Here is a 24,940-nt window from a genome sequence, read left to right as displayed (position 1 = left end):
CGTGATGGCAGGAAACACAATTGGGCAACTCTTTCGCGTAACCACTTTCGGTGAATCACACGGGCTGGCGCTCGGTTGTATTGTCGATGGTGTTCCGCCGGGCATTTCTCTGACAGAAGCTGACCTGCAGCACGATCTCGACAGACGCCGTCCGGGCACATCGCGCTACACTACGCAGCGTCGTGAGCCGGATCAGGTGAAAATCCTCTCCGGTGTGTTCGAGGGCGTTACCACCGGCACCAGCATTGGCCTGTTGATCGAAAATACCGATCAGCGTTCACAGGATTACGGCGCGATTAAGGACGTTTTTCGTCCCGGACACGCCGACTATACCTATGAGCAGAAATATGGCCTGCGTGACTACCGTGGCGGCGGACGCTCATCCGCACGTGAAACGGCGATGCGCGTTGCGGCCGGAGCGATTGCCAAAAAATATCTGGCGGAAAAATTCAGTGTTGAAATTCGCGGCTGTCTGACGCAGATGGGTGATATTCCGCTGGAGATCAAAGACTGGTCCCAGGTGGAGCTTAACCCGTTCTTTTGTCCAGATCCGGATAAACTCGAGGCGCTGGACGAACTGATGCGTGGGCTGAAGAAAGAGGGCGACTCCATCGGGGCGAAGGTGACCGTGGTTGCAAGCGGCGTACCAGCGGGTCTCGGCGAACCTGTATTTGACCGCCTGGATGCTGATATCGCTCACGCGCTGATGAGCATTAACGCCGTTAAAGGTGTTGAGATTGGCGACGGTTTTGACGTTGTTGCACTGCGCGGCAGCCAGAACCGTGATGAAATCACCAAAGAAGGTTTCCAGAGTAATCATGCGGGCGGCATTCTTGGAGGGATCAGCAGTGGGCAACAAATCATTGCTCATATGGCGCTGAAACCGACCTCGAGCATTACCGTTCCAGGGCGCACTATTAATCGCTTTGGTGAAGAAGTCGAAATGATCACCAAAGGTCGTCACGATCCGTGTGTTGGGATCCGCGCCGTGCCAATCGCCGAAGCGATGCTGGCGATCGTGTTGATGGATCACCTGCTGCGTCAGCGGGCGCAAAATGCGGACGTGAAGACCGATATTCCACGCTGGTAAGAGATGAAAAAAACGGCACTTGCGGCGCTGGCTCTGTTTGCCAGCACCGCCTGTCTGGCGGCGACGCCCTGGCAGAAAATTACCCATCCGGTTGCAGGCAGCGCGCAGTCTATCGGCGCGTTCTCCAATGGCTGTATTGTTGGCGCAGATACGCTGCCTGTACAGTCAGAACACTATCAGGTGATGCGCACCGATCAGCGCCGTTACTTTGGCCATCCGGATCTGGTGATGTTTATCCAGCGTCTGAGTAATCAGGCCAACAATCTGGGGCTGGGTACGGTGTTAATCGGCGATATGGGCATGCCGGCCGGTGGGCGATTCAATGGCGGTCACGCCAGTCACCAGACGGGACTGGATGTAGATATTTTCCTGCAATTGCCGAAAACCCGCTGGACCCAGTCGCAACTGCTGCGGCCGCAGGCGTTAGATCTGGTCTCACAGGATGGCAAACGTGTCGTGCCGTCACTCTGGAAGCCGGAGATTTTCAGCCTGATCAGGCTGGCGGCAAAAGATAATGAAGTCACGCGTATTTTCGTGAATCCGGCGATTAAGCAGCAACTTTGTCTGGATGCAGGGACCGACAGGGACTGGTTGCGTAAAGTGCGACCATGGTTCCAGCATCGTGCGCATATGCACGTACGGTTGCGTTGTCCTGCCGACAGTCTTGAGTGCGAAGATCAACCGTTACCACCACCGGGTGACGGCTGCGGCGCGGAGCTGCAAAGCTGGTTCGAACCTCCGAAACCTGGAACCACCAAGCCTGAGAAGAAGACACCGCCGCCGTTGCCGCCTTCCTGCCAGGCGCTACTGGACGAGCATGTACTCTAATGGATCATTTTGCCTCTCTGTTTATGGTGTCGCCACTGCTGTTAGGTGTGCTTTTTTTCGTGGCGATGCTGGCAGGTTTTATTGATTCTCTGGCCGGAGGCGGTGGTTTACTCACTATCCCGGCATTGATGGCGGCTGGGATGCCACCCGCGCAAGCGCTGGCCACCAATAAGCTGCAGGCCTGTGGAGGATCTATCTCTTCCTCCCTCTATTTTATTCGCCGGGGCGTGGTTAATCTGGCGGATCAGAAGCTCAATATCTTCATGACTTTTATCGGCTCAATGAGCGGCGCGCTGTTGGTTCAGCACGTGCAGTCAGATATTCTGCGCCAGATCCTGCCGGTTCTGGTTATCTGTATTGGCCTTTACTTTCTGTTGATGCCGAAAGTGGGGGAGGAGGATCGACAGCGTCGGTTGCATGGGTTGCCTTTCGCGCTGGTGGCCGGGGGCTGCGTCGGCTTTTACGATGGCTTTTTTGGTCCGGCTGCGGGGTCGTTCTACGCGCTGGCCTTTGTCATGCTGTGCGGCTACAACCTGGCGAAATCGACGGCCCACGCCAAAGTATTAAATGCCACATCGAATATCGGCGGGCTGTTGCTGTTTGCCCTCGGCGGCAAAGTGATTTGGGCGACCGGATTTGTGATGCTCATTGGCCAGTTTATTGGCGCACGGATGGGCTCACGGCTGGTGCTCAGTAAAGGACAAAAACTCATTCGGCCAATGATTGTCATTGTCTCCGCCGTGATGAGCGCCAAGCTACTTTATGATAATCATGGACAGGAGATTCTCCACTGGCTGGGGATGAACTAATGAATAATACCCATCACTACGAACAGTTAATTGAGATTTTTAACGGCTGCTTTGCCGATGAATTTAATACCCGTCTGATTAAAGGCGATGACGAACCGATCTATCTTCCTGCGGATGCGGAATTACCGTATCACCGTATTGTTTTTGCGCATGGCTATTACGCCAGCGCGTTACACGAAATTTCACACTGGTGCATCGCCGGTAAGGCGCGGCGTGAACTGGTCGACTTCGGTTACTGGTACTGTCCGGACGGACGCGACGCGAAGACGCAATGCCAGTTTGAAGATGTGGAAGTGAAGCCGCAGGCGTTTGACTGGCTGTTTTGCATGGCGGCGGGCTACCCGTTTAACGTCAGTTGCGACAACCTTGAAGGGGACTTTGAACCGGATCGCGTGGTATTCCAGCGCCGTGTTCATGCTCAGGTGATGGAGTACCTGGAAAAGGGGATCCCTGAACGTCCGGCGCGCTTCATTAACGCGTTACAGAATTATTATCACACGCCTGAACTTAAGGCGGAACAATTCCCGTGGCCCGAAGCGCTCAACTGAAGTCGCTGCCACGTTTACAATGAGGAAAGAAGATGATCGCGGAGTTTGAATCACGCATTCTGGCATTAATCGACGATATGGTAGAGCACGCCAGCGATGATGAGTTGTTTGCCAGTGGCTATTTGCGTGGACACCTGACGCTGTCCGTGGCCGAACTGGACGCTGGCGAGGACCATTCCGCTGAGGCATTGTACGCCAATGTGACCAGCAGCCTGGAAAAAGCCATCAGCGCAGGCGAACTATCGCCGCGTGACCAGGCGTTAGTGAAAGAAATGTGGGACACTCTGTTCCAGAAGGCTACTGCACAATAATTGCGGTAAATTGTGCCGGATGGCGACGCTCTGGTGTCTTATCCGGCCTACCTTGTTGGGGTGTTTGTAGGCCTGATAAGCGTAGCGTCATCAGGCCATCCTTTTATTTCACCGCTTTACCCTTCAATAACTTCCTGACCCACAGACGATTTGGATTTAGCGCCGCCAGCGTGCTGGCATCCATGGGAATCGGTTCATTGCTCATTTGCGAAGCCAGAATTTCTGCACACAGCGGGGCAGTACACAGCCCGCGCGATCCCAGCGCACCCAGCATAAATAAATCGGAATAAACCGGCGCGCTTACGGCGTGCTCTTTGTCTGCAGCAAGTGTGGTGTACTGGCTGAGCGTGGCGTCATAGTCCGCGACGTTGCCGACCATTGGCATGTGATCGCGCGTGGCGCAGCGCACCCCACAGCGGGCGGCATTGTCACTAACGTCTACCTCTTTTGCCCACACAGCGTTCGGGAAGCAGTCGATTAAGCGTTGACGGTTTTGTTGCTGATCGTCCTCGCGATACGCTGTCTCTTCACTCCCACGATGATAGCTGGCGCCAATGCAGTGCTGCTGATTTTGCGGGTTGTGCGGCGTGAGGTAGCCGTCATAGCACAGCACCTGACGTAACGCTGAAAGTGCAGGTGTGGTGGGAATATGACTCACCTGACCGCCCACGGAGTACACCGGTAGCGGCTGCGTTTGCTCAAAGCGGCTAATGAGATGGCCGTTAGCCAGAACGACTGCTGCGTGAGAGGCGGTTTCTCCACTGGAAAACTGCAATTGCCAGCTTGCTGTCTGGCGAGTCAGTGAGGCCAGCGTATGTTGGTAGCGGGTGCGTAATCCCAGGGTTGTTGCATATTCCAGTACCGCGGCGGTTAACTGCGCCGGGTACAACCATCCTCCGGCCGGATACTGAATCCCGCCGCATCCGGTTTCCACCCCTGTCGTTTGTAATACCTGTTGTGCGTCAACCCCGACGGCGAGCGCAGCGGGCAGTTCAAGGGACAGCATCTGGGTGATTTTTTGCTGGCTTTTCTCATCCCACGCGAGTTGCGTCACGCCGCACCAGTCATGCGCGAACTCAACGGGGAGGGCGTCATACAGTCGACGGGCGAAGGTAAACGCAGTGGGGAAAAAGAGATTAATGGCTGCGTCATGTTTGCTAAGTAGGGGGTAGAGCGCCCCCTGGCGATTACCGGATGCGCCCCCGGCAGGTTTATCGTCGGCGCAATACAGCGTGACCTGCCAGCCGCGGCGCAATAACGCCAGTGACAGCAATGCGCTGGCAATTCCTCCACCAATAATGGCGGCTTCGCGCTTATCTGTTCCCGTACGCGCAAACCATGGCGCCGAGGACGTGAGCGCCTGAGTCTGTTCCATCACGCCACAGAGCATTTCGCGTTTGCGCCCAAAGCCTTTGCATTTTTGCATTGTAAATCCGGCTTCCTGCAACCCCCGACGTACAAAGCCTGCCGATGTAAAGGTTGCCAGCGTCCCGCCGGGACGAGCCAGTCGAGCCATCGCGTTAAACAGCGTTGGCGTCCACATATCCGGGTTTTTTGCCGGTGCGAAACCGTCCAGGAACCAAGCGTCCACCTTTTGATTCAGAGAGTCATCCAGCGTACTGGTCAGTTCGTTTATATCGCCAAACCACAGATCCAGCGTGACGCGCCCATCATCAAGCAGCAGGCGATGACATCCCGCCAGCGGCAGCGGCCATTGTTCTTGCAGTGCCGTGGCCCACGGGGCAAGTTCTGGCCAGTGCTGGTGGGCTAAGGTGAGATCTTCACGCGTCAGCGGATATTTTTCAAAGCTGATGAAATGTAATCTTTCCAGGGTAGCTTCTGGGTGGGTATCGCGAAAATCGGCAAATGCCTGCCAGAGCGTGAGGAAGTTAAGTCCGGTGCCAAACCCGCTTTCTGCCACCACGAAGAGAGGACGTGAATGCGCAGGGAATCGTTGTGCGAGATGGTTACCGCCGAGAAAGACGTAACGTGTCTCTTCCAGCCCGTTATCATTAGAAAAATAGACATCGTCAAAATCTCGGGAAACAGGTGTACCCTCAGCGTTGAATTCAAGGTTGGCAGGTTGTATAGCGTATTGTTTCACGTAAGTTACTCGTCTGACAGGCTGTGCCCCGATCTTAGCGATGAGTGCCTGGCTGCGCAAATTTCCACATAAAATGGCTGATCGGACTTGTTCGGCGTACAAGTGTACGCTATTGTGCCACTCGAAACTTTAAAATAGTGCGACTTACAGAGGTATTGAATGAAACGTGCAGTGATTACTGGCTTGGGCATCGTTTCCAGCATCGGTAATAACCAGCAGGAAGTCCTGGCATCTCTGCGTGAAGGACGTTCAGGGATCACTTTCTCTCAGGAGCTGAAGGACTCCGGCATGCGTAGCCACGTTTGGGGCAACGTAAAACTGGATACCACTGGCCTCATTGACCGCAAAGTAGTGCGCTTCATGAGCGACGCATCCATCTATGCATTCCTATCAATGGAGCAGGCAGTGGCTGATGCCGGCCTTGCTGCAGAAGATTACCAGAACAACCCGCGCGTTGGCCTGATTGCAGGTTCCGGCGGCGGCTCCCCACGTTTTCAGGTGTTCGGCGCTGACGCAATGCGTAGCCCACGTGGTCTGAAAGCGGTTGGCCCGTATGTGGTCACCAAAGCGATGGCGTCCGGCGTTTCTGCTTGCCTCGCAACGCCGTTCAAAATCCACGGCGTAAACTACTCCATCAGCTCTGCCTGTGCGACATCTGCGCACTGCATCGGTAACGCGGTAGAACAAATTCAGTTGGGCAAACAGGACATCGTTTTTGCTGGCGGCGGCGAAGAGCTGTGCTGGGAAATGGCGTGTGAATTCGATGCAATGGGCGCGCTGTCTACCAAATACAACGACGATCCGTCAAAAGCTTCCCGTACCTATGACGCAAACCGCGACGGTTTCGTTATTGCTGGCGGCGGCGGTATGGTCGTGGTTGAAGAACTGGAGCACGCTCTGGCACGTGGCGCGCACATCTATGCGGAAATCGTCGGTTACGGCGCAACGTCCGATGGCGCAGACATGGTTGCTCCGTCTGGCGAAGGCGCAGTACGTTGCATGCAGATGGCGATGCACGGTGTAGATACGCCGATCGACTACCTGAACTCTCACGGTACCTCGACTCCGGTTGGCGACGTGAAAGAACTCGGCGCAATCCGCGAAGTGTTTGGCAACAACAGCCCGGCAATCTCCGCAACCAAAGCGATGACCGGTCACTCACTGGGCGCGGCTGGCGTGCAGGAAGCTATCTACTCTCTGCTGATGCTGGAACATGGCTTTATCGCGCCAAGCATCAACATTGAAGAGCTGGATGAGCAGGCGGCAGGTCTGAACATCGTGACCAAACCGACCGAGCAGACGCTGACCACCGTGATGTCCAACAGCTTCGGCTTTGGCGGCACCAACGCTACGCTGGTTATGCGTAAGTTGAAGGCGTAAGTCTCAGATTGAATACGAAAAAAGGGAGCCAACAGGCTCCCTTTTTACTGTGTTTACTTCGGCATTTTTTCGTATTCCGGCGCGATCTCAGCGGACCATGCTCTGGCTCGCGTAATCTCTCCGGCATTGTAAATGGGCTGCTCGTAATGACGACCCGCGTCCCGGACACGATAAATTTTCCACCGTCCTTCCTCCCAACGGGTATAGACCTCCAGTTGAATAGGGGCTGACTCAGTGCCCAACTGCAGGTTCAGTTTTTCACCGCCGAGGAATGGCTGCGCCTGTCCAACCCGCAACAGCGGGATCCATGCCGGTGCGTAATCCTGCACATACATAAAGTAGTCCGCTTGCACGATCTCCTGCTCATAAAGCGTATCAATCAGCGCCAGACGACCGATAACCTCTTTGGCGACATAGCGTTGCAGTAATGCTGATGTTTCGTCGGGCGCATCCGGATCCTGTGTGTAGTTCTTCATCCACGAAAGATAGAACTGTTTCACATCCTGCGTGCTGTCACGGTGAGAAGGGGTACAGCCACAAATCAGCAGGATGAGAACAATCAGTGGAAGGGTTTTCATTACTTCTTCCTGTAAATGGTGTATGACGGCTTTGCGGTCCGATAACCCGGACCGGCCCACATGTCTCGCTGTTTGAAGTCGGAATACCAGTCATGACCGTCATATATCGCCATGTGACCGCTCGGGTTTCCATTAGCATAAGGTTGAATGATGATGACATCCCCTTCGCGCGGCTCTTCAAGCGCGCCAATGGCGCTGAAACCGGCATTTTTCAGCATCGGACCATAATCTTTGGCATGGTAAGTGCGCCCAAGAGTAACGCCGCCTGCCTGAACAGCTTTGCGGGTATATTCCGCGCAGCGCCCTTGTGAATGTGAACTCGCGTGCGATTTGGCGTAATTGACCGCCACCTTTTTATCCCAACTCATAACGACTCCTGTTAATAACATACGTAATAGCAATTACGTGATGCTTTAACAGTATTTACGCAATTGGAAATGGCAAATAGTGCTATTAATATTCTCAATATATTAAGCTGGGATATTTATTAATTTATATGCTCGATAAATTACGAGTGATCTATTTAATATTCAGTATTACTTGTTTTATCCTCTGGCTGCTGGCGTGGATAGCGTGACGGCCAAATCACGTCTGGCGAGGTTTCGAGCGCCTGCGCAATGATCTGCTCCGCTCTGGGCCAGCTTCGGGTAAATACATTGCGCAGTGAATCGGGCGATAATCCAGCCGCACGAGAAAGATCTCTGAGCGTGATTCCTTTTTTTTCCAGTGCACTTTTAATATCTGCACGATGCCAGTCTTGGCTTTTGTGTTCCATTCTGTAATCCTAAGGAAATGTGTTATCGGCGCCGATATTTTTCAGGGTATAAACCAGAGAAACAAAAGAATGTAACTTTCTTTTGGGTCACTGGAATATTGCCAGAATAAAACTGAAATTTCGCGCAAAAGAAAAAATATTTTTTATTCCACAGGCAGAAAGGAAAGAAACTAATGGCAAAAGAGTGGTTCACGGTAAAGGAATGTCTTGAATTGCCGGGGTTTCCAGGAAGCGCGCCTGCGGTTCGTTCCCGTTTAAACATGTACAGTGAAGGCAAAGAGGGCGTGAAGCGCAAACGTGTTAAATCAAAAGCTGATGAGTTTCATATCTCCATTTTCCCTTTGTATGTCCGTCCTTACCTGAAAGAAACTGAAAAGGTGTTGGCCTTAGAGAGCCGTTCCGTACAGGAAGCGGAACCGAAAGAGATCTGGGATATGATGTTCAGACTGCTGACGCCAGGGCAGCGCAAGCAGGTGACCGGACTGTTTGGCACAAAAGGAATTGATGCGGTATTTCCTTTTTTATTCGACGAAAAGTCGTCTTTACCGTGAACCAACCTGGCGAGATTTCAGGGTTGACAAATTTAGTGGCTCACAGGCAGACTTCGCACTCAACATTATCTATCTGATAATGCGTAAGCGTTTAACGTTATCCAACGCACCTTAATCCTGAAAGTCAGGTAGAGGGGGCGTGGACATTCCTCGCCTTACTCTGCATTTTGGAGTAACGCATGACAGCTGTAACCCAACAAGAAAAAACACCTTCGGCGAACTTTTCGCTGTTTCGTATCGCTTTTGCAGTTTTCCTGACCTATATGACGGTCGGCCTACCTTTGCCCGTTATTCCTCTGTTTGTGCATCAGGAGCTGGGCTATGGCAACACCATGGTTGGTATCGCCGTAGGCGTACAGTTTCTGGCAACGGTATTAACGCGCGGCTACGCCGGGCGCTTAGCCGATCAATATGGCGCCAAACGTTCGGCGCTACAGGGGATGTTTGCCTGTGGGTTGGCGGGCGCGGCGTGGCTGTTAGCCGCGCTATTGCCTGTCTCTGTCCCTGTAAAATTTGCATTGTTAATCGTCGGGCGTTTGATCCTCGGTTTTGGCGAAAGCCAACTGCTCACCGGAACGCTGACCTGGGGGCTTGGGCTGGTCGGTCCAACACGCTCGGGTAAGGTGATGTCGTGGAACGGGATGGCGATTTACGGTGCGCTGGCCGCCGGTGCACCGCTGGGCTTGCTGATCCATAGCCACTTTGGCTTTGCGGCGCTGGCGGGAACGACAATGGTATTACCGCTGCTGGCATGGGCATTCAACGGCACCGTTCGCAAAGTGCCTGCTCATGCAGGAGAACGCCCTTCGTTATGGAGCGTGGTAGGGCTTATCTGGAAACCGGGCCTGGGCCTGGCGCTGCAGGGCGTTGGCTTTGCGGTGATCGGTACGTTTATTTCACTCTATTTTGTCAGCAACGGCTGGACGATGGCGGGGTTCACCCTGACCGCGTTTGGCGGGGCGTTTGTGCTGATGCGCATTCTGTTTGGCTGGATGCCGGATCGGTTCGGAGGCGTGAAGGTAGCCGTTGTCTCCTTACTGGTTGAAACCGCGGGGCTGATTCTGCTGTGGCAGGCCCCATCAGCATGGATTGCGCTGCTCGGTGCGGCACTAACCGGGGCAGGGTGTTCGCTTATCTTCCCGGCATTGGGCGTAGAGGTTGTGAAGCGAGTGCCCGCGCAGGTTCGCGGTACGGCGCTGGGCGGTTACGCCGCGTTTCAGGATATCTCCTACGGCATAAGCGGCCCGGTCGCCGGGGTGCTGGCCACCGCGTACGGTTATCCCTCGGTATTCCTTGCCGGAGCGATATCCGCCGTGGTGGGGATTGTCGTGACGCTGCTTACGCTGCGCAAAGGTTAAGCGACCAGCCAGAAAATGGCTAATGCGATCATTAACGCGACAAACAGCAGTCCCGGTCGTGCCGACAGAGATTTTACCGTTTCAATCATCGGCGCGAACGGGCTGTAAATAGGCTGAAGATGGCGCGGATCGTTTAGCTCGCGTTCCCGTTCTACGCGGCGCAGGAAGATTTGATTCAGCAAGTCCTGCACCTGCACCGTGGTCAGAATCGTTTGTGGTTGGATCTGATACGTCTGCTGCGCGTACTCTTTTATTGCCGTCAGCTCATTCGGCTCTAATGGCAGCTTCAGGGCTGCCTGGAGCGTTTGTAGCGTCGGGGCGCTTTGCAGGCTGAGCGTCTGGCGCGCCTGCAGCCAGGTGACCAGATGAGTAAACTGTTTGGCGGGGATCAGCTCACCGCTTTTTACGCCAGACAGCTCTAACATTGACTGCCAGATCATCTTACCTGACTCTCCCGTAGCCGCCGCCAGTTTGGTAACCAACTGGTTCAGCGTATTGTGCTCTGCGGGTAATAACGGACGATCGGTGGCCGGGCGCTGTTGCGGTTGCGGTATAGAAAGCTGCCCTTGTTGCAGCAGCGTGAGCACGTTCTTCAACTGCTCAGGCGTGAGCTGGCTGAGCGCCGTTTGCCCATACTGCTGACGGATAAAATCACTTACCGCCTGGCGGTTATTTCCCTGACTCAGTAATTCAGTGAGTTGTGAGAGAACCTGACGATTAGCATGATTTTGCTGAGCAACACCCAGCCGCTGATTCAGGTTTTGCTCCGCGGCAGGAAAGTGACGTGATTGCAGCGGCGTATCACTTTTGACGCCCAGATCGTGCTTCATTCCGGCCCACACCTCGGCGCTTTGCTGTTGGGTGAGTGAAATCAGACGGGTAATCAGTCGTTCCAGCACAGTACGTTGTTGTGTGGATAACGGTTGTTCACCCGCAGCAGAAGGGGCATTTTGGCCTTCGCCGGGAGGGCGTGCGGGTGTACCTGAAATGGGCTGCATCATCTCTGTTCCTTAAATCTGTGCTGACCAGGTCTCGCAGTATGCCTGGCGGCGAGATTATGGCACACTTGCCCGGTTAACTCTCGTTCTCAAACAGGTGCGAAAGACGTGAAAATCCTCGTTGATGAAAATATGCCCTATGCCCGCGAACTGTTCAGTCGTTTGGGGGAGGTCAAAGCGGTTCCCGGTCGCCCGATTCCCGTTGCCGAACTGGATGATGCGGATGCCTTAATGGTGCGCTCGGTGACGAAAGTAAATGAATCACTGCTTAGCGGAAAACCGGTTCAATTTGTCGGCACGGCAACCGCAGGCACGGACCATGTGGATGAAGCATGGCTTGCGCAGTCGAAGATCGGCTTTTCCGCAGCGCCCGGCTGTAACGCGATTGCGGTCGTAGAATATGTTTTTTCAGCGTTGCTGATGCTGGCGGAGCGCGACGGGTTTGCGTTACGCGATCGTACCGTAGGCATCGTAGGCGTGGGCAATGTGGGCGGACGTTTGCAGGCACGTCTGGAAGCACTGGGGATCCGCACGCTGCTGTGCGATCCGCCGCGAGCCGATCGCGGTGACGAGGGAGATTTCCGCTCGCTCGACGAACTGGTAGAGCAAGCCGATGTGTTGACTTTCCATACGCCGCTGTTTAAAGACGGACCGTACAAAACGCTGCACCTGGCAGATGATGCGCTGATTAGCCGGCTGAAGCCGGGCACCATTGTGATCAACGCCTGCCGCGGGCCGGTCATCGACAATACGGCATTGCTGAACCGATTGAATGCCGGGCAGTCGCTGAGCGTCGTGCTGGATGTCTGGGAAGGGGAGCCGGATCTCAATGTGGCATTGCTGGAGAAAGCCGATATCGGCACGGCGCACATTGCCGGGTATACCCTGGAAGGAAAAGCGCGCGGCACCACGCAGGTCTTTGAGGCCTTTAGCAAGTTTATTGGTCGCGAACAACACGTTGCGCTCAATACCCTGTTACCTGCGCCGGAATTTGGTCGTATCACACTGCATGGCCCGTTAGATCAGCCAACGCTGAAAAGGCTGGTGCATTTAGTGTATGATGTGCGCCGCGATGATGCGCCGCTGCGTAAAGTCGCTGGAATTCCGGGTGAGTTTGATAAGCTGCGTAAAAATTATCTTGAGCGCCGTGAATGGTCGTCTTTATACGTGATGTGTGACGACGCAACGGCTGCTGCCTTGCTGTGTAAGCTGGGTTTTAACGCTGTTTATCACCCGGCACATTAATGTCTTCTTAATGCTCCCTGTCGAATAATGCGACAGGGACGCTTACGTATTTCTGGAGTAAATCACCATGTCTGAAGGCTGGAATATTGCCATTCTGGGCGCAACGGGCGCCGTAGGCGAAGCCCTGCTCGATACGCTGGCTGAACGCCAGTTCCCGGTCGGTGAAATTTATGCGCTGGCGCGTAATGAAAGCGCGGGTGAGCATCTGCGTTTTAACGGTAAATCGGTCCTTGTTCAGGACGTTGTAGACTTTGACTGGACGCAGGCGCAACTGGCATTTTTTGTTGCGGGCGCTGAAGCCACCGCCGCATGGGTGGAAGAAGCGACCAATGCCGGTTGCCTGGTTATCGACAGCAGTGGCCTGTTCGCGCTTGAGCCGGACGTTCCGCTGGTGGTTCCGGACGTTAACCCGCTCGTACTGGCGGATTACCGCAACCGTAATGTGATTGCGGTCCCTTCCAGCCTGACCAGCCAACTGCTGTCTGCGCTGAAGCCGCTAATTGATGACGGCGGGCTGTCACGTATTACGGTGACCAATATTATTTCCGCTTCCGCTCACGGTAAAAAAGCCGTAGATGCGCTTGCCGGACAGAGCGCGAAACTACTGAACGGCATCCCGATTGACGATGACGATTTCTTTGGCCGTCAGCTGGCGTTCAACATGCTGCCGCTGCTGCCGGATCGCGAAGGTAGCGTGCGCGAAGAGCGCCGTATCGTCGATGAAGTGCGCAAAATTATGCAGGACGACGGGCTGCTTATCTCCGCCAGCATCGTGCAGTCGCCGGTATTTTATGGCCACGCACAGATGGTGAATTTTGAAGCTCTGCGTCCGTTGGCGGCGGAAGAAGCACGCGATGCGTTTTCACGCGGTGAGGACGTAGTGTTGTCAGAAGAGACCTATATCCCGACGCAGGTTGGCGATGCGTCAGGTACTCCGCACCTTTCAGTTGGCTGTGTGCATAACGATTACGGGATGCCGGAACAGGTTCAGTTCTGGTCTGTGGCAGACAACGTACGCTTTGGCGGCGCGTTGATGGCGGTAAAAATTGCGGAAAAACTGGTGCAGGAGTACCTGTACTAATGTCTGACCTGCAACAGCCGTCAACCCATAAAATTGCGCTGGGCATTGAGTATGACGGCAGCAAATATTATGGCTGGCAGCGCCAGAACGAAGTGCGTAGCGTTCAGGAAAAACTGGAAAAAGCGCTCTCTCAGGTGGCGAATGAACGCATCACTGTCTTTTGTGCGGGACGCACGGATGCGGGCGTTCATGGCACAGGGCAGGTCGTGCACTTTGAAACGACTGCCCAGCGTAAAGATGCAGCCTGGACACTGGGGGTAAATGCGAATTTACCTGGTGACATCGCTGTGCGCTGGGTGAAAGCTGTACCCGATGATTTCCATGCCCGATTTAGCGCTACGGCTCGCCGTTATCGCTACATCATCTACAATCATCGGTTGCGCCCTGCGGTTTTAGGTAAAGGGGTAACCCATTACTATGAACCGCTGGACGCTGAGCGTATGCATCGTGCGGCCCAGTGTTTGATTGGCGAAAATGATTTTACCTCGTTTCGGGCGGTGCAGTGTCAGTCGTGCACACCGTGGCGTAACGTGATGCACATTAACGTTGAACGTTTTGGTGCATATGTGGTGGTGGATATTAAAGCGAATGCCTTTGTACATCATATGGTCAGGAATATTGTCGGCAGCCTGATGGAAGTAGGCGCCAACAACCAGCCGGAGAGCTGGATAGCAGAACTGCTAGCGGCGAAGGACAGAACGCTGGCAGCGGCAACGGCGAAAGCGGAAGGACTGTATCTGGTTGCAGTAGATTACCCGGAACGGTTCGACCTGCCAAAACCGCCTATGGGCCCGCTATTTCTGGCGGACTAATTTGAGTCGTATAAAGGCAAAACTATGGACCTGATTTACTTTCTTATCGATTTTATCCTGCACATTGATGTGCATCTGGCGGAGCTGGTTGCGGAATACGGTATCTGGGTATACGCGATTCTGTTTCTGATCCTGTTCTGCGAAACCGGGCTGGTGGTGACGCCGTTCCTGCCGGGAGACTCGCTGCTGTTTGTCGCTGGCGCGCTTTCTGCGCTGCCAACTAACGATCTCAATGTTCATCTGATGGTGATGTTGATGATTGTGGCGGCAATTATCGGCGATGCGGTGAACTACACGATTGGCCGTTTGTTCGGTGAAAAACTCTTCAGTAACCCGAACTCTAAAATTTTCCGTCGCAGTTACCTGGATAAAACCCATGCGTTCTACGAGCGTCATGGCGGCAAAACGATTATCCTCGCGCGTTTCGTACCTATTGTGCGTACATTTGCACCGTTTGTTGCCGGTATGGGGCACATGTCCTACCGTCATTTTGCGATGTATAACGTCGCAGGCGCGCTGCTGTGGGTATTGCTGTTCACCTATGCAGGCTATCTGTTCGGCGATCTGCCGATCGTTCAGGAAAACCTGAAATTACTGATTGTGGCGATCATCGTCCTTTCCGTATTGCCGGGCATAATTGAAGTGATTCGCCATAAACGCGCTGCGTCACGGGCTGCAAAATAGAAAGTAACTCAGCGGTTCGACCACTTTTTTATCCAAAGTTTCGGGCTGTTATGTTTTAATGTGCAACATTCATGGTCTGTTAGGGGCAAAAATGGCATTATGCGCCCCTTATAACAAAGCTGACTAGGGTTCAGGCAGAAAGGTCACCAATGAGCTGGATTGAACGAATTAAAAGCAACATTACTCCCACCCGCAAGGCAAGCATTCCTGAAGGGGTGTGGACCAAGTGTGATAGCTGCGGTCAGGTTTTATACCGTGCTGAGCTGGAACGTAATCTTGAGGTCTGTCCGAAGTGTGACCATCATATGCGCATGTCGGCGCGCAATCGCCTGCATAGCCTGTTAGATGAAGGTTCTCTTGTGGAACTGGGTAGCGAGCTTGAGCCGAAAGATGTGCTGAAGTTTCGTGACTCCAAAAAGTACAAAGACAGACTGGCTTCTGCGCAGAAAGAAACTGGCGAGAAAGATGCGCTGGTGGTAATGAAAGGCACGCTGCACGGTATGCCGGTCGTTGCTGCTGCATTCGAGTTCGCGTTTATGGGCGGCTCCATGGGCTCTGTGGTCGGCGCGCGTTTTGTCCGTGCCGTTGAGCAGGCGCTGGAAGATAACTGTCCGCTGATCTGCTTCTCCGCTTCTGGCGGGGCGCGTATGCAGGAAGCGCTGATGTCTCTGATGCAGATGGCGAAAACCTCTGCTGCGCTGGCGAAAATGCAGGAACGCGGTTTACCGTATATTTCTGTACTGACCGATCCAACAATGGGCGGTGTTTCTGCTAGCTTCGCGATGCTGGGCGATCTCAACATTGCAGAACCGAAAGCACTGATCGGCTTTGCTGGTCCGCGTGTTATCGAGCAAACCGTACGTGAGAAACTGCCGCCGGGATTCCAGCGTAGCGAGTTCCTGATTGAAAAAGGCGCTATCGATATGATCGTCCGCCGTCCTGAAATGCGCCTGAAACTGGCAAGCATTCTGGCGAAGCTGATGAATCTTCCTACGCCGAATCCGGATGAGCCGCGTGAAGGCGAGGTGGTACCTCCGGTTCCCGATCAGGAATCAGAGGCCTGATAGTTTACTCTATGGGTTTCGGGTTGCAGGCAGGCGATAAGAGGGTAGATCCCGATGAGCTTACACAGGTAAGTGATTCGGGTGAGCGAGCACAGCCAACGCATCTGCAACGTGAAAAACAACGTGTAAAAAAGGGCAGGCCGGTTGGTGCTGCCCTTTTGCTTTTCTCAACGTAAAGAATCTACAGCCATCATGGACAATAAACGTATTCCTCAAGCCGCGTCGCCCCTGGCATCGTGGCTTTCTTATCTGGAAAACCTGCACAGTAAAACCATCGATCTCGGCCTGGAACGCGTAAGTCAGGTGGCGCGCAAACTGGGTGTGTTGAAACCCGCGCCATTTGTTTTTACGGTGGCGGGAACCAACGGGAAAGGCACAACCTGCCGTACGCTGGAATCTGTGCTGACCGCAGCAGGTTATAAAGTTGGCGTTTACAGTTCGCCGCATCTGGTACGCTACACGGAACGCGTACGCGTGCAGGGGCGTGAACTGCCGGAATCAGCGCATACCGCCTCGTTTGCTGAGATTGAAGACGCGCGTGGCGACATTTCCCTGACTTACTTTGAATACGGCACGTTATCGGCGCTCTGGCTGTTTAAACAGGCCCAACTGGATGTCGTCATTCTGGAAGTTGGGTTAGGCGGTCGCCTTGACGCGACCAATATCGTGGATGCCGATGTTGCGGTGGTCACCAGCATTGCGCTTGACCATACTGACTGGCTGGGCCCGGATCGCGAAAGCATTGGTCGTGAGAAGGCAGGAATTTTCCGTGCAGAGAAACCGGCTATCGTTGGCGAGCCGGAAATGCCTTACACCATTGCCGATGTTGCGCAAGAGAGCGGGGCGATTTTGCAACGCTGCGGCGTGGACTGGCGCTATGCGGTCACGGAGAACGACTGGTCCTTTACGGATAGTCACGGCACGTTGGCGCACCTGCCGTTGCCGCAGGTCCCACAACCTAACGCCGCGACCGCACTGGCAGCACTGCGCGCAAGCGGGCTTAACGTCAGCGAGCAGGCCATTCGTGACGGTATTGAACAGGCGATTTTACCGGGGCGCTTCCAGATTGTGAGCGAGTCGCCGCGGGTGATTTTTGATGTTGCCCATAACCCGCATGCGGCGGAGTATCTGACCGGCCGTCTGAAAAAATTAGTGAAAAGCGGGCGTGTACTTGCGGTTATCGGTATGCTACATGATAAAGATATTGCCGGTACGTTAGCCTGGTTAAAAAGCGTGGTTGACGCCTGGTACTGTGCGCCCCTGGAAGGGCCGCGTGGTGCTACTGCAGAACAACTGCTGGAGCATCTGGGCAAAGGCTACGCCTATGACAGCGTGGCGCAGGCATGGTCTGCGGCGCTAGCTGAGGCGAAGCCAGAAGATACCGTGTTGGTGTGTGGATCGTTTCACACTGTCGCACATGTCATGGAAGTGATAGACGTGGGGAGAAGCGGTGGCGAGTAAGTTTCAGAATCGATTAGTCGGCACAATTGTGCTGGTCGCGCTGGGGGTGATTGTGCTCCCCGGGCTGCTTGACGGGCAGAAAAAGCATTATCAGGATGAGTTTGCGGCGATCCCGCTGGTGCCGAAACCCGGCGATCGCGATGAACCAGACATGATGCCTGCAGCAACGCAGGCGCTGCCGACGCAGCCGCCGGAAGGGGCGGCAGAAGAGGTGCGCGCGGGTGATGCTGCCGCGCCATCGTTGGATCCGTCACGTTTGACGACGGCAAACAGCGCGGAGTTAGATCCTGTCCCCGCGCCTGTAGAACAGCCGAAACCCAAACCGAAGCCGCAGCCGGTTGCCGTCGCTCCGACGCCAGCACCGGCTCCAGCGCCGAAACCGGCCGCTGTGGAACCGCCAGCTCCGACCGGCAAAGCCTACGTTGTACAGCTCGGTGCGCTGAAAAATGCGGATAAGGTCAATGAGATCGTGGGTAAACTTCGTGGCGCGGGCTTCCGGGTATATACTTCCCCGTCAACGCCGGTGCAGGGTAAAATAACCCGTATTCTCGTAGGACCTGACGCCTCCAAAGATAAGCTGAAGAACTCGCTGGGCGAGCTGCAGAAGATCTCCGGTCTGAGTGGCGTAGTGATGGGGTACACCCCTAATTAAGGGATTGCGCTGTTCACGGCGCTGCTCTTAATTCAGGCCGGATAGGGTGTTTTTACCGCTATCCGGCAGTGCCCGAAGAGGCATAAAACGGTATGGCGTTGAAGATTTTTTCAGCGCCATTTTTATTTACGCGTGGAAAGGAAATCCCTACGCAAACGTTTTCTTTTTCTGTTAGAATGCGCCCCGAACAGGACGACAGGGCGTTAAATCGTGGGACACTTATGGTCTGGATTGATTACGCCATTATCGCGGTGATTGGTTTTTCCTGTCTGGTTAGCCTGATCCGTGGCTTTGTTCGTGAAGCATTATCGTTGGTGACTTGGGGTTGTGCTTTCTTTGTCGCCAGCCATTACTACACTTACCTGTCTGTCTGGTTTACGGGCTTTGAAGACGAACTCGTTCGAAATGGGATTGCTATCGCGATACTGTTTATCGCGACACTTATCGTCGGCGCTATCGTTAACTTTGTGATAGGCCAACTGGTAGAGAAAACAGGCCTGTCGGGTACCGACAGGGTGTTGGGGATCTGCTTTGGTGCTCTGCGAGGAGCGCTGATCGTCGCCGCCATACTGTTCTTTCTCGATACCTTTACAGGTCTGTCGAAAAGTGAAGACTGGAGCAAGTCGCAGCTGATCCCGCAGTTCAGTTTCATCATCAGATGGTTCTTTGACTATCTGCAAAGCTCGTCAAGTTTCTTGCCCAAAGTATAAACTTTGGGTTGTTGCTGAACGAGGAAAAGACGTATGTGCGGTATTGTCGGTATCGCCGGTGTTATGCCGGTAAACCAGTCGATTTATGACGCGTTAACGGTGCTCCAGCATCGTGGTCAGGATGCCGCAGGCATCATCACCATTGATGCCAACAACTGCTTCCGCTTGCGTAAAGCAAACGGAATGGTGAGCGATATTTTTGAAGCGCGCCATATGCAGCGTTTGCAGGGCAATATGGGCATCGGTCATGTGCGTTACCCAACGGCTGGCAGTTCCAGCGCCTCCGAAGCTCAACCTTTTTACGTCAACTCACCGTATGGCATCACGCTTGCCCATAATGGCAACCTGACCAATGCGCATGAGCTGCGTAAAAAGCTGTTTGAAGAAAAGCGCCGCCACATCAATACCACTTCAGACTCTGAAATTCTGCTGAATATTTTCGCCAGCGAGCTGGATAACTTCCGCCATTATCCGCTGGAAGCCGATAATATTTTTGCTGCTATTGCGGCAACCAACCGCCAGATCCGCGGCGCCTATGCCTGCGTGGCGATGATTATCGGCCACGGTATGGTTGCTTTCCGCGATCCTAACGGTATCCGTCCGCTGGTACTGGGTAAACGCGATATCGGGGATGGGCGTACCGAGTATATGGTAGCCTCCGAGAGCGTGGCGCTGGATACGCTGGGCTTTGAATTCCTGCGCGATGTTGCACCTGGCGAAGCGGTGTATATCACCGAAAAAGGTCAGCTGTTTACTCGCCAGTGTGCCGATAACCCGGTTAGCAATCCGTGCCTGTTTGAATACGTTTACTTCGCTCGTCCTGACTCCTTTATCGACAAGATTTCCGTTTACAGCGCCCGTGTAAATATGGGGACCAAGCTTGGCGAAAAAATTGCTCGCGAGTGGGAAGATCTGGACATTGACGTGGTGATCCCGATTCCGGAAACCTCCTGCGATATCGCGCTGGAAATTGCCCGTATTCTCGGTAAGCCGTACCGTCAGGGTTTTGTGAAAAACCGCTACGTGGGTCGTACCTTTATCATGCCCGGCCAGCAGCTGCGCCGTAAATCCGTGCGCCGTAAGCTGAACGCCAACCGTGCGGAATTCCGTGATAAAAACGTGCTGCTGGTGGATGACTCCATCGTGCGCGGTACCACCTCCGAACAGATTATCGAGATGGCGCGTGAAGCCGGAGCGAAGAAAGTGTATCTTGCCTCTGCAGCCCCGGAAATTCGCTTCCCGAACGTTTATGGTATCGATATGCCTACGGCGACGGAGCTGATTGCTCATGGTCGCGAAGTGGACGAGATTCGCCAGATAATCGGTGCAGACGGTCTTATCTTCCAGGATCTGAACGATCTGATTGAAGCGGTCCGCGCTGAGAACCCGGATATTCAGCAGTTTGAATGTTCAGTGTTTAACGGCGTGTACGTCACCAAAGACGTCGACCAGCAATATCTCGATTTCCTTGACTCCCTGCGTAATGACGATGCCAAAGCAGTTTTGCGTCAGAACGAAGCGGAAAACCTCGAGATGCATAACGAAGGGTAATGTTCTGTTGCAGGTCAGGACACATAGAGTGGACTGACTTGCAACTGCGCATAAAAACCTGCAAAGTCAGCCCTGAAGCAAGTAAGGGCGAAAAAATGAAACGACTCATTGTAGGGATTAGCGGTGCCAGTGGCGCGATTTATGGCGTGCGCCTGCTGCAGGTTTTGCGTGACGTTACTGATGTGGAAACCCATCTGGTGATGAGTGCTGCTGCCCGACAGACGCTGGCGCTGGAAACAGACCTCTCTGTACGCGACGTGCAGGCACTGGCGAATGTAAATCACGATACGCGCGATATCGCCGCCAGTATCTCTTCCGGCTCTTTTCAGACCGCCGGAATGGTAATATTACCTTGTTCAATCAAAACGCTTTCAGGCATCGTCCACAGTTACACCGATGGGCTGCTTACCCGTGCGGCAGACGTGGTGTTGAAAGAACGCCGCCCGCTGGTGCTGTGCGTGCGTGAAACGCCGCTGCATCTGGGGCATCTGCGGCTGATGACGCAGGCGGCAGAAATTGGCGCGGTGATTATGCCGCCAGTCCCGGCATTCTATCATCGCCCGCAAACGCTAGATGATGTGATTAATCAAACAGTTAACCGCGTAATCGACCAGTTTGATATCTCCCTTCCACAGGATCTGTTCACCCGCTGGCAAGGGGCGTAAAACCGTTCCATCAGCGTGCAAAGAAACATCCATTGCCCTGTTTCAGGGCAATTTTGTAACCGCGATCATATCCTCAACATTTAATTCGTTAAAACTCAACGAAACGCTGCGGTTCAACCGTCAGACCTGCTATCTTCAAAATCAGGACATTATTGCAACGTTTTATTAACATATTTAACGTCGAATATCCTCATCGACGCGAAAATGGCATAAGACCTGCATGAAAAAGTCTGCAAACACACAACACAACGTAAAACATAATAAAATTACGCCACTTGAGGGTTATGTATGAAGAAGACGGTTCTTGCTTTGTCTTTGCTGGTAGGACTCTCCGCCACCGCGGCCAGCTACGCAGCACTTCCGCAGACGGTTCGTATTGGTACAGATACAACGTACGCACCTTTTTCCTCTAAAGATGCCAAAGGCGACTTTGTCGGCTTTGATATCGATCTGGGAAATGAGATGTGTAAGCGCATGCAGATTAAATGTACCTGGGTAGCCAGCGACTTTGATGCGCTGATCCCGTCGCTGAAAGCGAAAAAAATTGATGCCATCATCTCCTCGCTTTCAATCACTGAGAAGCGTCAGCAAGAGATTGCGTTCTCAGACAAGCTTTACGCAGCAGACTCACGTCTGATCGCCGCGAAAGGTTCCCCAATTCAACCGACTCTTGATTCCCTCAAAGGTAAACATGTTGGCGTACTGCAAGGCTCGACTCAGGAAGCCTATGCTAATGACAACTGGCGCAGCAAAGGCGTAGATGTGGTGGCCTATGCGAACCAGGACCTTATCTATTCTGACCTGACAGCGGGTCGTCTGGACGCGGCGTTGCAGGATGAAGTCGCGGCCAGCGAAGGCTTCCTGAAGCAGCCAGCCGGTAAGGACTACGCTTTTGCTGGTCCGTCGGTGAAAGATAAAAAATACTTTGGTGACGGCACCGGGATTGGCTTGCGCAAAGATGATGCAGAGCTGAAAGCTGCTTTCGATAAAGCGCTGGGCGAACTGCGCAAAGACGGCACCTACGACAAAATGGCGAGCAAGTATTTTAACTTCAATGTCTACGGCGATTAATACGCCGCAGCGGGGAATGGACTGCACCATTGCGGGTAACCATTACGGTGCATAATAAATTCAGTGCACTGTTTTGGTGCTTTTGTCGCTGTCTTAATAAGCATGAGTGCATACTTAAGCGCTTTTCATGCAAATAAATACCGCCGACAGGGTAGAATGCTTTGCCTTGTCGGCCCGATTAATGGCACGATAACTGCACCTGGTCCTGTAAAGATCCCCTATAAAAGACAGTCTGTTGAGGATAGTTATGAAAAAACTGGTGTTGTCTCTTTCTCTGGTCCTGGCTTTCTCCAGTGCTACCGCAGCATTTGCAGCCATTCCGCAAAAAATTCGTATCGGTACCGATCCTACTTATGCGCCGTTCGAATCGAAAAATGCACAGGGTGAATTAGTCGGTTTTGATATCGATCTGGCTAAAGAGCTGTGCAAACGTATCAATACACAATGTACCTTCGTGGAAAACCCGCTGGACGCGCTTATCCCTTCGTTAAAAGCGAAGAAAATCGATGCGATTATGTCCTCGCTTTCCATCACTGAAAAACGTCAGCAGGAAATCGCCTTTACCGACAAGCTTTATGCAGCCGACTCGCGTCTGGTTGTCGCTAAAGATTCTGCTATTCAGCCAACCATTGAGTCGCTGAAAGGTAAACGTGTTGGCGTGCTGCAGGGCACGACTCAGGAAACCTTCGGCAACGAGCACTGGGCGCCAAAAGGCATTGAAATTGTCTCTTATCAGGGGCAAGACAATATCTATTCTGACCTGACTGCCGGGCGTATTGATGCTGCTTTCCAGGATGAAGTCGCGGCCAGCGAAGGCTTCCTGAAACAGCCGGTCGGTAAAGATTACAAATTCGGCGGCCCATCTGTAAAAGATGAGAAGTTATTCGGCGTGGGTACCGGTATGGGGCTGCGCAAAGATGATAACGAACTGCGCGAAGCACTGAACAAAGCCTTTGCCGAGATGCGAGCTGACGGTACTTACGAGAAGCTGGCGAAAAAGTACTTCGATTTTGATGTTTATGGCGGTTAATCACCGCAGGTGCTGATAAAGCCCGTAGATTTTTGACGTGTTGAATTTATGCCTGATGGCGCTGCGCGTATCCGGTCTACAGTGATTTTGTAGGCCGGATAAGGCAAAGCCGCCATCCCGCATTTAACAGTTTGTCTGAAATCAAAAGAGGCTTATTACTCCACCACACACGACAGGACAGGCAGCATGTTGTATGGCTTTTCAGGTGTTATTTTACAGGGCGCAATTGTTACGCTGGAGCTGGCACTTAGCTCGGTGGTACTGGCGGTTCTGATAGGCCTTGTCGGCGCGGCAGCAAAGCTGTCGCAAAGCCGGGCGCTGGCGCTTATTTTCGAAGGGTACACAACGCTTATCCGCGGCGTGCCCGATCTGGTCTTAATGCTGCTCATCTTTTACGGATTACAAATCGCGCTGAATACCCTTACCGATGCAATCGGTATCAGCCAGATTGATATCGATCCGATGGTCGCGGGTATTATTACGCTCGGGTTTATCTACGGAGCCTATTTTACCGAAACATTTCGTGGCGCATTTATGGCCGTGCCAAAAGGACATATTGAAGCCGCGACGGCATTCGGTTTTACCAGTTCACAAATATTTCGCCGCATTATGTTCCCGGCGATGATGCGCTATGCCTTACCGGGAATTGGCAACAACTGGCAGGTCATTCTTAAGGCCACGGCGCTGGTATCGTTGCTCGGCCTGGAAGACGTGGTGAAAGCCACTCAGCTTGCCGGAAAAAGTACCTGGGAGCCGTTCTATTTTGCCGTAGTGTGCGGGGTCATCTATCTGGTGTTTACCACTGTTTCTAATGGTGTGCTGCTGTACCTTGAGCGCCGCTATTCCGTGGGTGTGAAGAGGGCTGACCTGTGATTGAGATTATTCAGGAATACTGGAAGTCCCTGCTGTGGACCGACGGATATCGCTACACCGGCGTGGCTATCACCCTGTGGCTTCTGATTTCATCGGTGGTGATGGGCGGGATACTGGCGCTGTTTTTGGCAATTGGTCGTGTTTCCAGTAATAAATTTATCCAGTTTCCCATCTGGTTGTTCACCTATATTTTTCGTGGGACGCCGCTGTACGTCCAGTTGCTGGTGTTTTATTCCGGGATGTATACGCTGGAGATAGTCAAAGGCACGGACTTCCTCAACGCGTTTTTCCGCAGTGGGCTAAATTGCACCGTGCTGGCGCTGACGCTGAATACCTGCGCCTATACCACGGAGATTTTCGCCGGGGCTATTCGTTCCGTACCCCATGGTGAGATTGAAGCCGCGCGCGCTTACGGTTTCTCGTCGTTTAAACTGTATCGCTGCATTATTTTGCCTTCCGCGCTGCGTATTGCGCTGCCGGCTTACAGCAATGAAGTTATTTTAATGCTGCACTCCACGGCGCTGGCGTTTACCGCAACGGTACCTGATTTGTTGAAAATCGCCCGCGATATCAACTCGGCAACGTATCAGCCGTTTACCGCCTTCGGTATTGCCGCTGTTCTGTATTTGATTATTTCGTATGTCCTGATCAGTCTGTTCCGTAAAGCGGAAAAACGCTGGTTGCAGCATGTATCCTCTAAATGATTCGAGT

General features: G+C 53.4%; 27 protein-coding genes. 22 read left to right on the top strand and 5 right to left on the bottom strand.

From position 1 onward, the window contains the following. Positions 1–4: 4 nt before the first annotated feature. Genes aroC through WC7_RS09685 form a run of 5 tightly spaced genes read left to right on the top strand, consistent with a single transcriptional unit; the run spans position 5 to position 3,586 of the window. Positions 5–1,090 carry a chorismate synthase gene (gene aroC, locus WC7_RS09665; protein WP_016153876.1) on the top strand — a complete coding sequence of 362 codons (1,086 nt, stop codon included), beginning with the start codon at positions 5–7 and terminating at the stop codon, positions 1,088–1,090. 3 nt (positions 1,091–1,093) lie between these two features. Beyond that, entirely contained in the window at positions 1,094–1,918 is an 825-nt protein-coding gene (gene mepA, locus WC7_RS09670) for a penicillin-insensitive murein endopeptidase (protein ID WP_016153875.1), read from the top strand. After that, the gene (locus WC7_RS09675) at positions 1,918–2,727 is read left to right on the top strand and encodes a sulfite exporter TauE/SafE family protein (protein ID WP_016153874.1); all 810 of its coding nucleotides are present in this window, start codon (positions 1,918–1,920) and stop codon (positions 2,725–2,727) included. The genes mepA and WC7_RS09675 overlap by 1 nt, the downstream gene beginning before the upstream one ends. Further along, positions 2,727–3,275, top strand: coding sequence for an elongation factor P hydroxylase (locus WC7_RS09680; RefSeq protein ID WP_016153873.1), 549 nt, complete (start codon positions 2,727–2,729; stop codon positions 3,273–3,275). The genes WC7_RS09675 and WC7_RS09680 overlap by 1 nt, the downstream gene beginning before the upstream one ends. 32 nt (positions 3,276–3,307) lie before the next feature. Beyond that, a complete protein-coding gene (locus tag WC7_RS09685; RefSeq protein ID WP_016153872.1) occupies positions 3,308–3,586 on the top strand; it encodes a YfcL family protein in 279 nt (92 codons plus the stop codon). Positions 3,587–3,689: 103 nt separating this feature from the next. Here the strand turns inward: WC7_RS09685 and mnmC are convergent, their stop codons facing one another. Further along, a complete protein-coding gene (gene mnmC / locus WC7_RS09690) occupies positions 3,690–5,690 on the bottom strand; it encodes a bifunctional tRNA (5-methylaminomethyl-2-thiouridine)(34)-methyltransferase MnmC2/FAD-dependent 5-carboxymethylaminomethyl-2-thiouridine(34) oxidoreductase MnmC1 (protein WP_016153871.1) in 2,001 nt (666 codons plus the stop codon). A gap of 159 nt (positions 5,691–5,849) precedes the next feature. On the opposite strand from mnmC, the gene fabB reads away from it, so the two are divergent. Continuing rightward, positions 5,850–7,070, top strand: coding sequence for a beta-ketoacyl-ACP synthase I (gene fabB, locus WC7_RS09695; RefSeq protein ID WP_016153870.1), 1,221 nt, complete (start codon positions 5,850–5,852; stop codon positions 7,068–7,070). 53 nt (positions 7,071–7,123) lie between these two features. On the opposite strand, the gene WC7_RS09700 is transcribed toward fabB, so the two are convergent. The 3 genes from WC7_RS09700 to WC7_RS09710 form a co-directional block, all read right to left on the bottom strand. Next, complete coding sequence (locus WC7_RS09700) at positions 7,124–7,648, bottom strand: YqhG/Tai3 family protein (protein ID WP_016153869.1); 525 nt, start codon at positions 7,646–7,648, stop codon at positions 7,124–7,126. Then, positions 7,648–8,016, bottom strand: coding sequence for an NlpC/P60 family protein (locus WC7_RS09705; protein ID WP_016153868.1), 369 nt, complete (start codon positions 8,014–8,016; stop codon positions 7,648–7,650). Before WC7_RS09705 ends, WC7_RS09700 begins: the two co-directional genes overlap by 1 nt. A gap of 155 nt (positions 8,017–8,171) precedes the next feature. Then, positions 8,172–8,423 carry a helix-turn-helix domain-containing protein gene (locus tag WC7_RS09710; RefSeq protein WP_016153867.1) on the bottom strand — a complete coding sequence of 84 codons (252 nt, stop codon included), beginning with the start codon at positions 8,421–8,423 and terminating at the stop codon, positions 8,172–8,174. 173 nt (positions 8,424–8,596) lie between these two features. Between WC7_RS09710 and WC7_RS09715 the strand changes: the two genes are divergently transcribed. Both WC7_RS09715 and WC7_RS09720 read left to right on the top strand, forming a co-directional pair. Further along, on the top strand, positions 8,597–8,974 hold the full coding sequence (locus WC7_RS09715) for a hypothetical protein (protein ID WP_016153866.1): 378 nt from the start codon (positions 8,597–8,599) through the stop codon (positions 8,972–8,974). Positions 8,975–9,153: 179 nt separating this feature from the next. Further along, positions 9,154–10,332 carry an MFS transporter gene (locus tag WC7_RS09720; RefSeq protein WP_016153865.1) on the top strand — a complete coding sequence of 393 codons (1,179 nt, stop codon included), beginning with the start codon at positions 9,154–9,156 and terminating at the stop codon, positions 10,330–10,332. Here the strand turns inward: WC7_RS09720 and flk are convergent. Further along, complete coding sequence (gene flk, locus WC7_RS09725) at positions 10,329–11,330, bottom strand: flagella biosynthesis regulator Flk (RefSeq protein WP_016153864.1); 1,002 nt, start codon at positions 11,328–11,330, stop codon at positions 10,329–10,331. The genes WC7_RS09720 and flk overlap by 4 nt on opposite strands. 108 nt (positions 11,331–11,438) lie before the next feature. On the opposite strand from flk, the gene pdxB reads away from it, so the two are divergent. From pdxB to hisM, 14 genes are all read left to right on the top strand, one after another. Continuing rightward, positions 11,439–12,575, top strand: a complete 1,137-nt coding sequence (gene pdxB / locus WC7_RS09730) for a 4-phosphoerythronate dehydrogenase PdxB (RefSeq protein WP_016153863.1) — start codon at positions 11,439–11,441, stop codon at positions 12,573–12,575. A 67-nt stretch (positions 12,576–12,642) separates the two neighbouring features. Further along, positions 12,643–13,656, top strand: coding sequence for an aspartate-semialdehyde dehydrogenase (locus WC7_RS09735; RefSeq protein ID WP_016153862.1), 1,014 nt, complete (start codon positions 12,643–12,645; stop codon positions 13,654–13,656). Beyond that, positions 13,656–14,468, top strand: a complete 813-nt coding sequence (gene truA / locus WC7_RS09740; RefSeq protein ID WP_016153861.1) for a tRNA pseudouridine(38-40) synthase TruA — start codon at positions 13,656–13,658, stop codon at positions 14,466–14,468. The genes WC7_RS09735 and truA overlap by 1 nt, the downstream gene beginning before the upstream one ends. 24 nt (positions 14,469–14,492) lie before the next feature. Further along, complete coding sequence (locus tag WC7_RS09745) at positions 14,493–15,152, top strand: DedA family protein (protein WP_016153860.1); 660 nt, start codon at positions 14,493–14,495, stop codon at positions 15,150–15,152. Positions 15,153–15,301: 149 nt separating this feature from the next. Further along, on the top strand, positions 15,302–16,216 hold the full coding sequence (gene accD / locus WC7_RS09750; protein WP_016153859.1) for an acetyl-CoA carboxylase, carboxyltransferase subunit beta: 915 nt from the start codon (positions 15,302–15,304) through the stop codon (positions 16,214–16,216). A 192-nt stretch (positions 16,217–16,408) separates the two neighbouring features. Then, on the top strand, positions 16,409–17,677 hold the full coding sequence (gene folC, locus WC7_RS09755; RefSeq protein WP_032947118.1) for a bifunctional tetrahydrofolate synthase/dihydrofolate synthase: 1,269 nt from the start codon (positions 16,409–16,411) through the stop codon (positions 17,675–17,677). Continuing rightward, on the top strand, positions 17,667–18,329 hold the full coding sequence (dedD, locus tag WC7_RS09760) for a cell division protein DedD (RefSeq protein ID WP_016153857.1): 663 nt from the start codon (positions 17,667–17,669) through the stop codon (positions 18,327–18,329). Before folC ends, dedD begins: the two co-directional genes overlap by 11 nt. 221 nt (positions 18,330–18,550) lie before the next feature. Then, the gene (cvpA, locus tag WC7_RS0124585; protein WP_005129678.1) at positions 18,551–19,039 is read left to right on the top strand and encodes a colicin V production protein; all 489 of its coding nucleotides are present in this window, start codon (positions 18,551–18,553) and stop codon (positions 19,037–19,039) included. A 33-nt stretch (positions 19,040–19,072) separates the two neighbouring features. Continuing rightward, complete coding sequence (gene purF, locus WC7_RS09765) at positions 19,073–20,590, top strand: amidophosphoribosyltransferase (RefSeq protein ID WP_016153855.1); 1,518 nt, start codon at positions 19,073–19,075, stop codon at positions 20,588–20,590. A gap of 95 nt (positions 20,591–20,685) precedes the next feature. Then, positions 20,686–21,255, top strand: coding sequence for a UbiX family flavin prenyltransferase (locus WC7_RS09770; RefSeq protein ID WP_032947117.1), 570 nt, complete (start codon positions 20,686–20,688; stop codon positions 21,253–21,255). A 288-nt stretch (positions 21,256–21,543) separates the two neighbouring features. After that, entirely contained in the window at positions 21,544–22,326 is a 783-nt protein-coding gene (argT, locus tag WC7_RS09775; protein ID WP_006683634.1) for a lysine/arginine/ornithine ABC transporter substrate-binding protein ArgT, read from the top strand. A gap of 247 nt (positions 22,327–22,573) precedes the next feature. Next, positions 22,574–23,356 carry a histidine ABC transporter substrate-binding protein HisJ gene (gene hisJ, locus WC7_RS09780; protein ID WP_003028120.1) on the top strand — a complete coding sequence of 261 codons (783 nt, stop codon included), beginning with the start codon at positions 22,574–22,576 and terminating at the stop codon, positions 23,354–23,356. Positions 23,357–23,542: 186 nt separating this feature from the next. Further along, positions 23,543–24,229 (top strand): histidine ABC transporter permease HisQ, encoded by a 687-nt coding sequence (locus tag WC7_RS09785; protein WP_016153853.1) that lies wholly within the window; start codon positions 23,543–23,545, stop codon positions 24,227–24,229. Continuing rightward, a complete protein-coding gene (hisM, locus tag WC7_RS09790) occupies positions 24,226–24,933 on the top strand; it encodes a histidine ABC transporter permease HisM (RefSeq protein ID WP_003028116.1) in 708 nt (235 codons plus the stop codon). Before WC7_RS09785 ends, hisM begins: the two co-directional genes overlap by 4 nt. Positions 24,934–24,940: the final 7 nt, after the last annotated feature.

The sequence above is a fragment of the Citrobacter sp. KTE151 genome, from assembly GCF_000398845.1.
GTDB classification, from domain to species: Bacteria; Pseudomonadota; Gammaproteobacteria; order Enterobacterales; family Enterobacteriaceae; genus Citrobacter; species Citrobacter braakii.
This window is presented reverse-complemented; position numbering and strand designations above follow the sequence as displayed.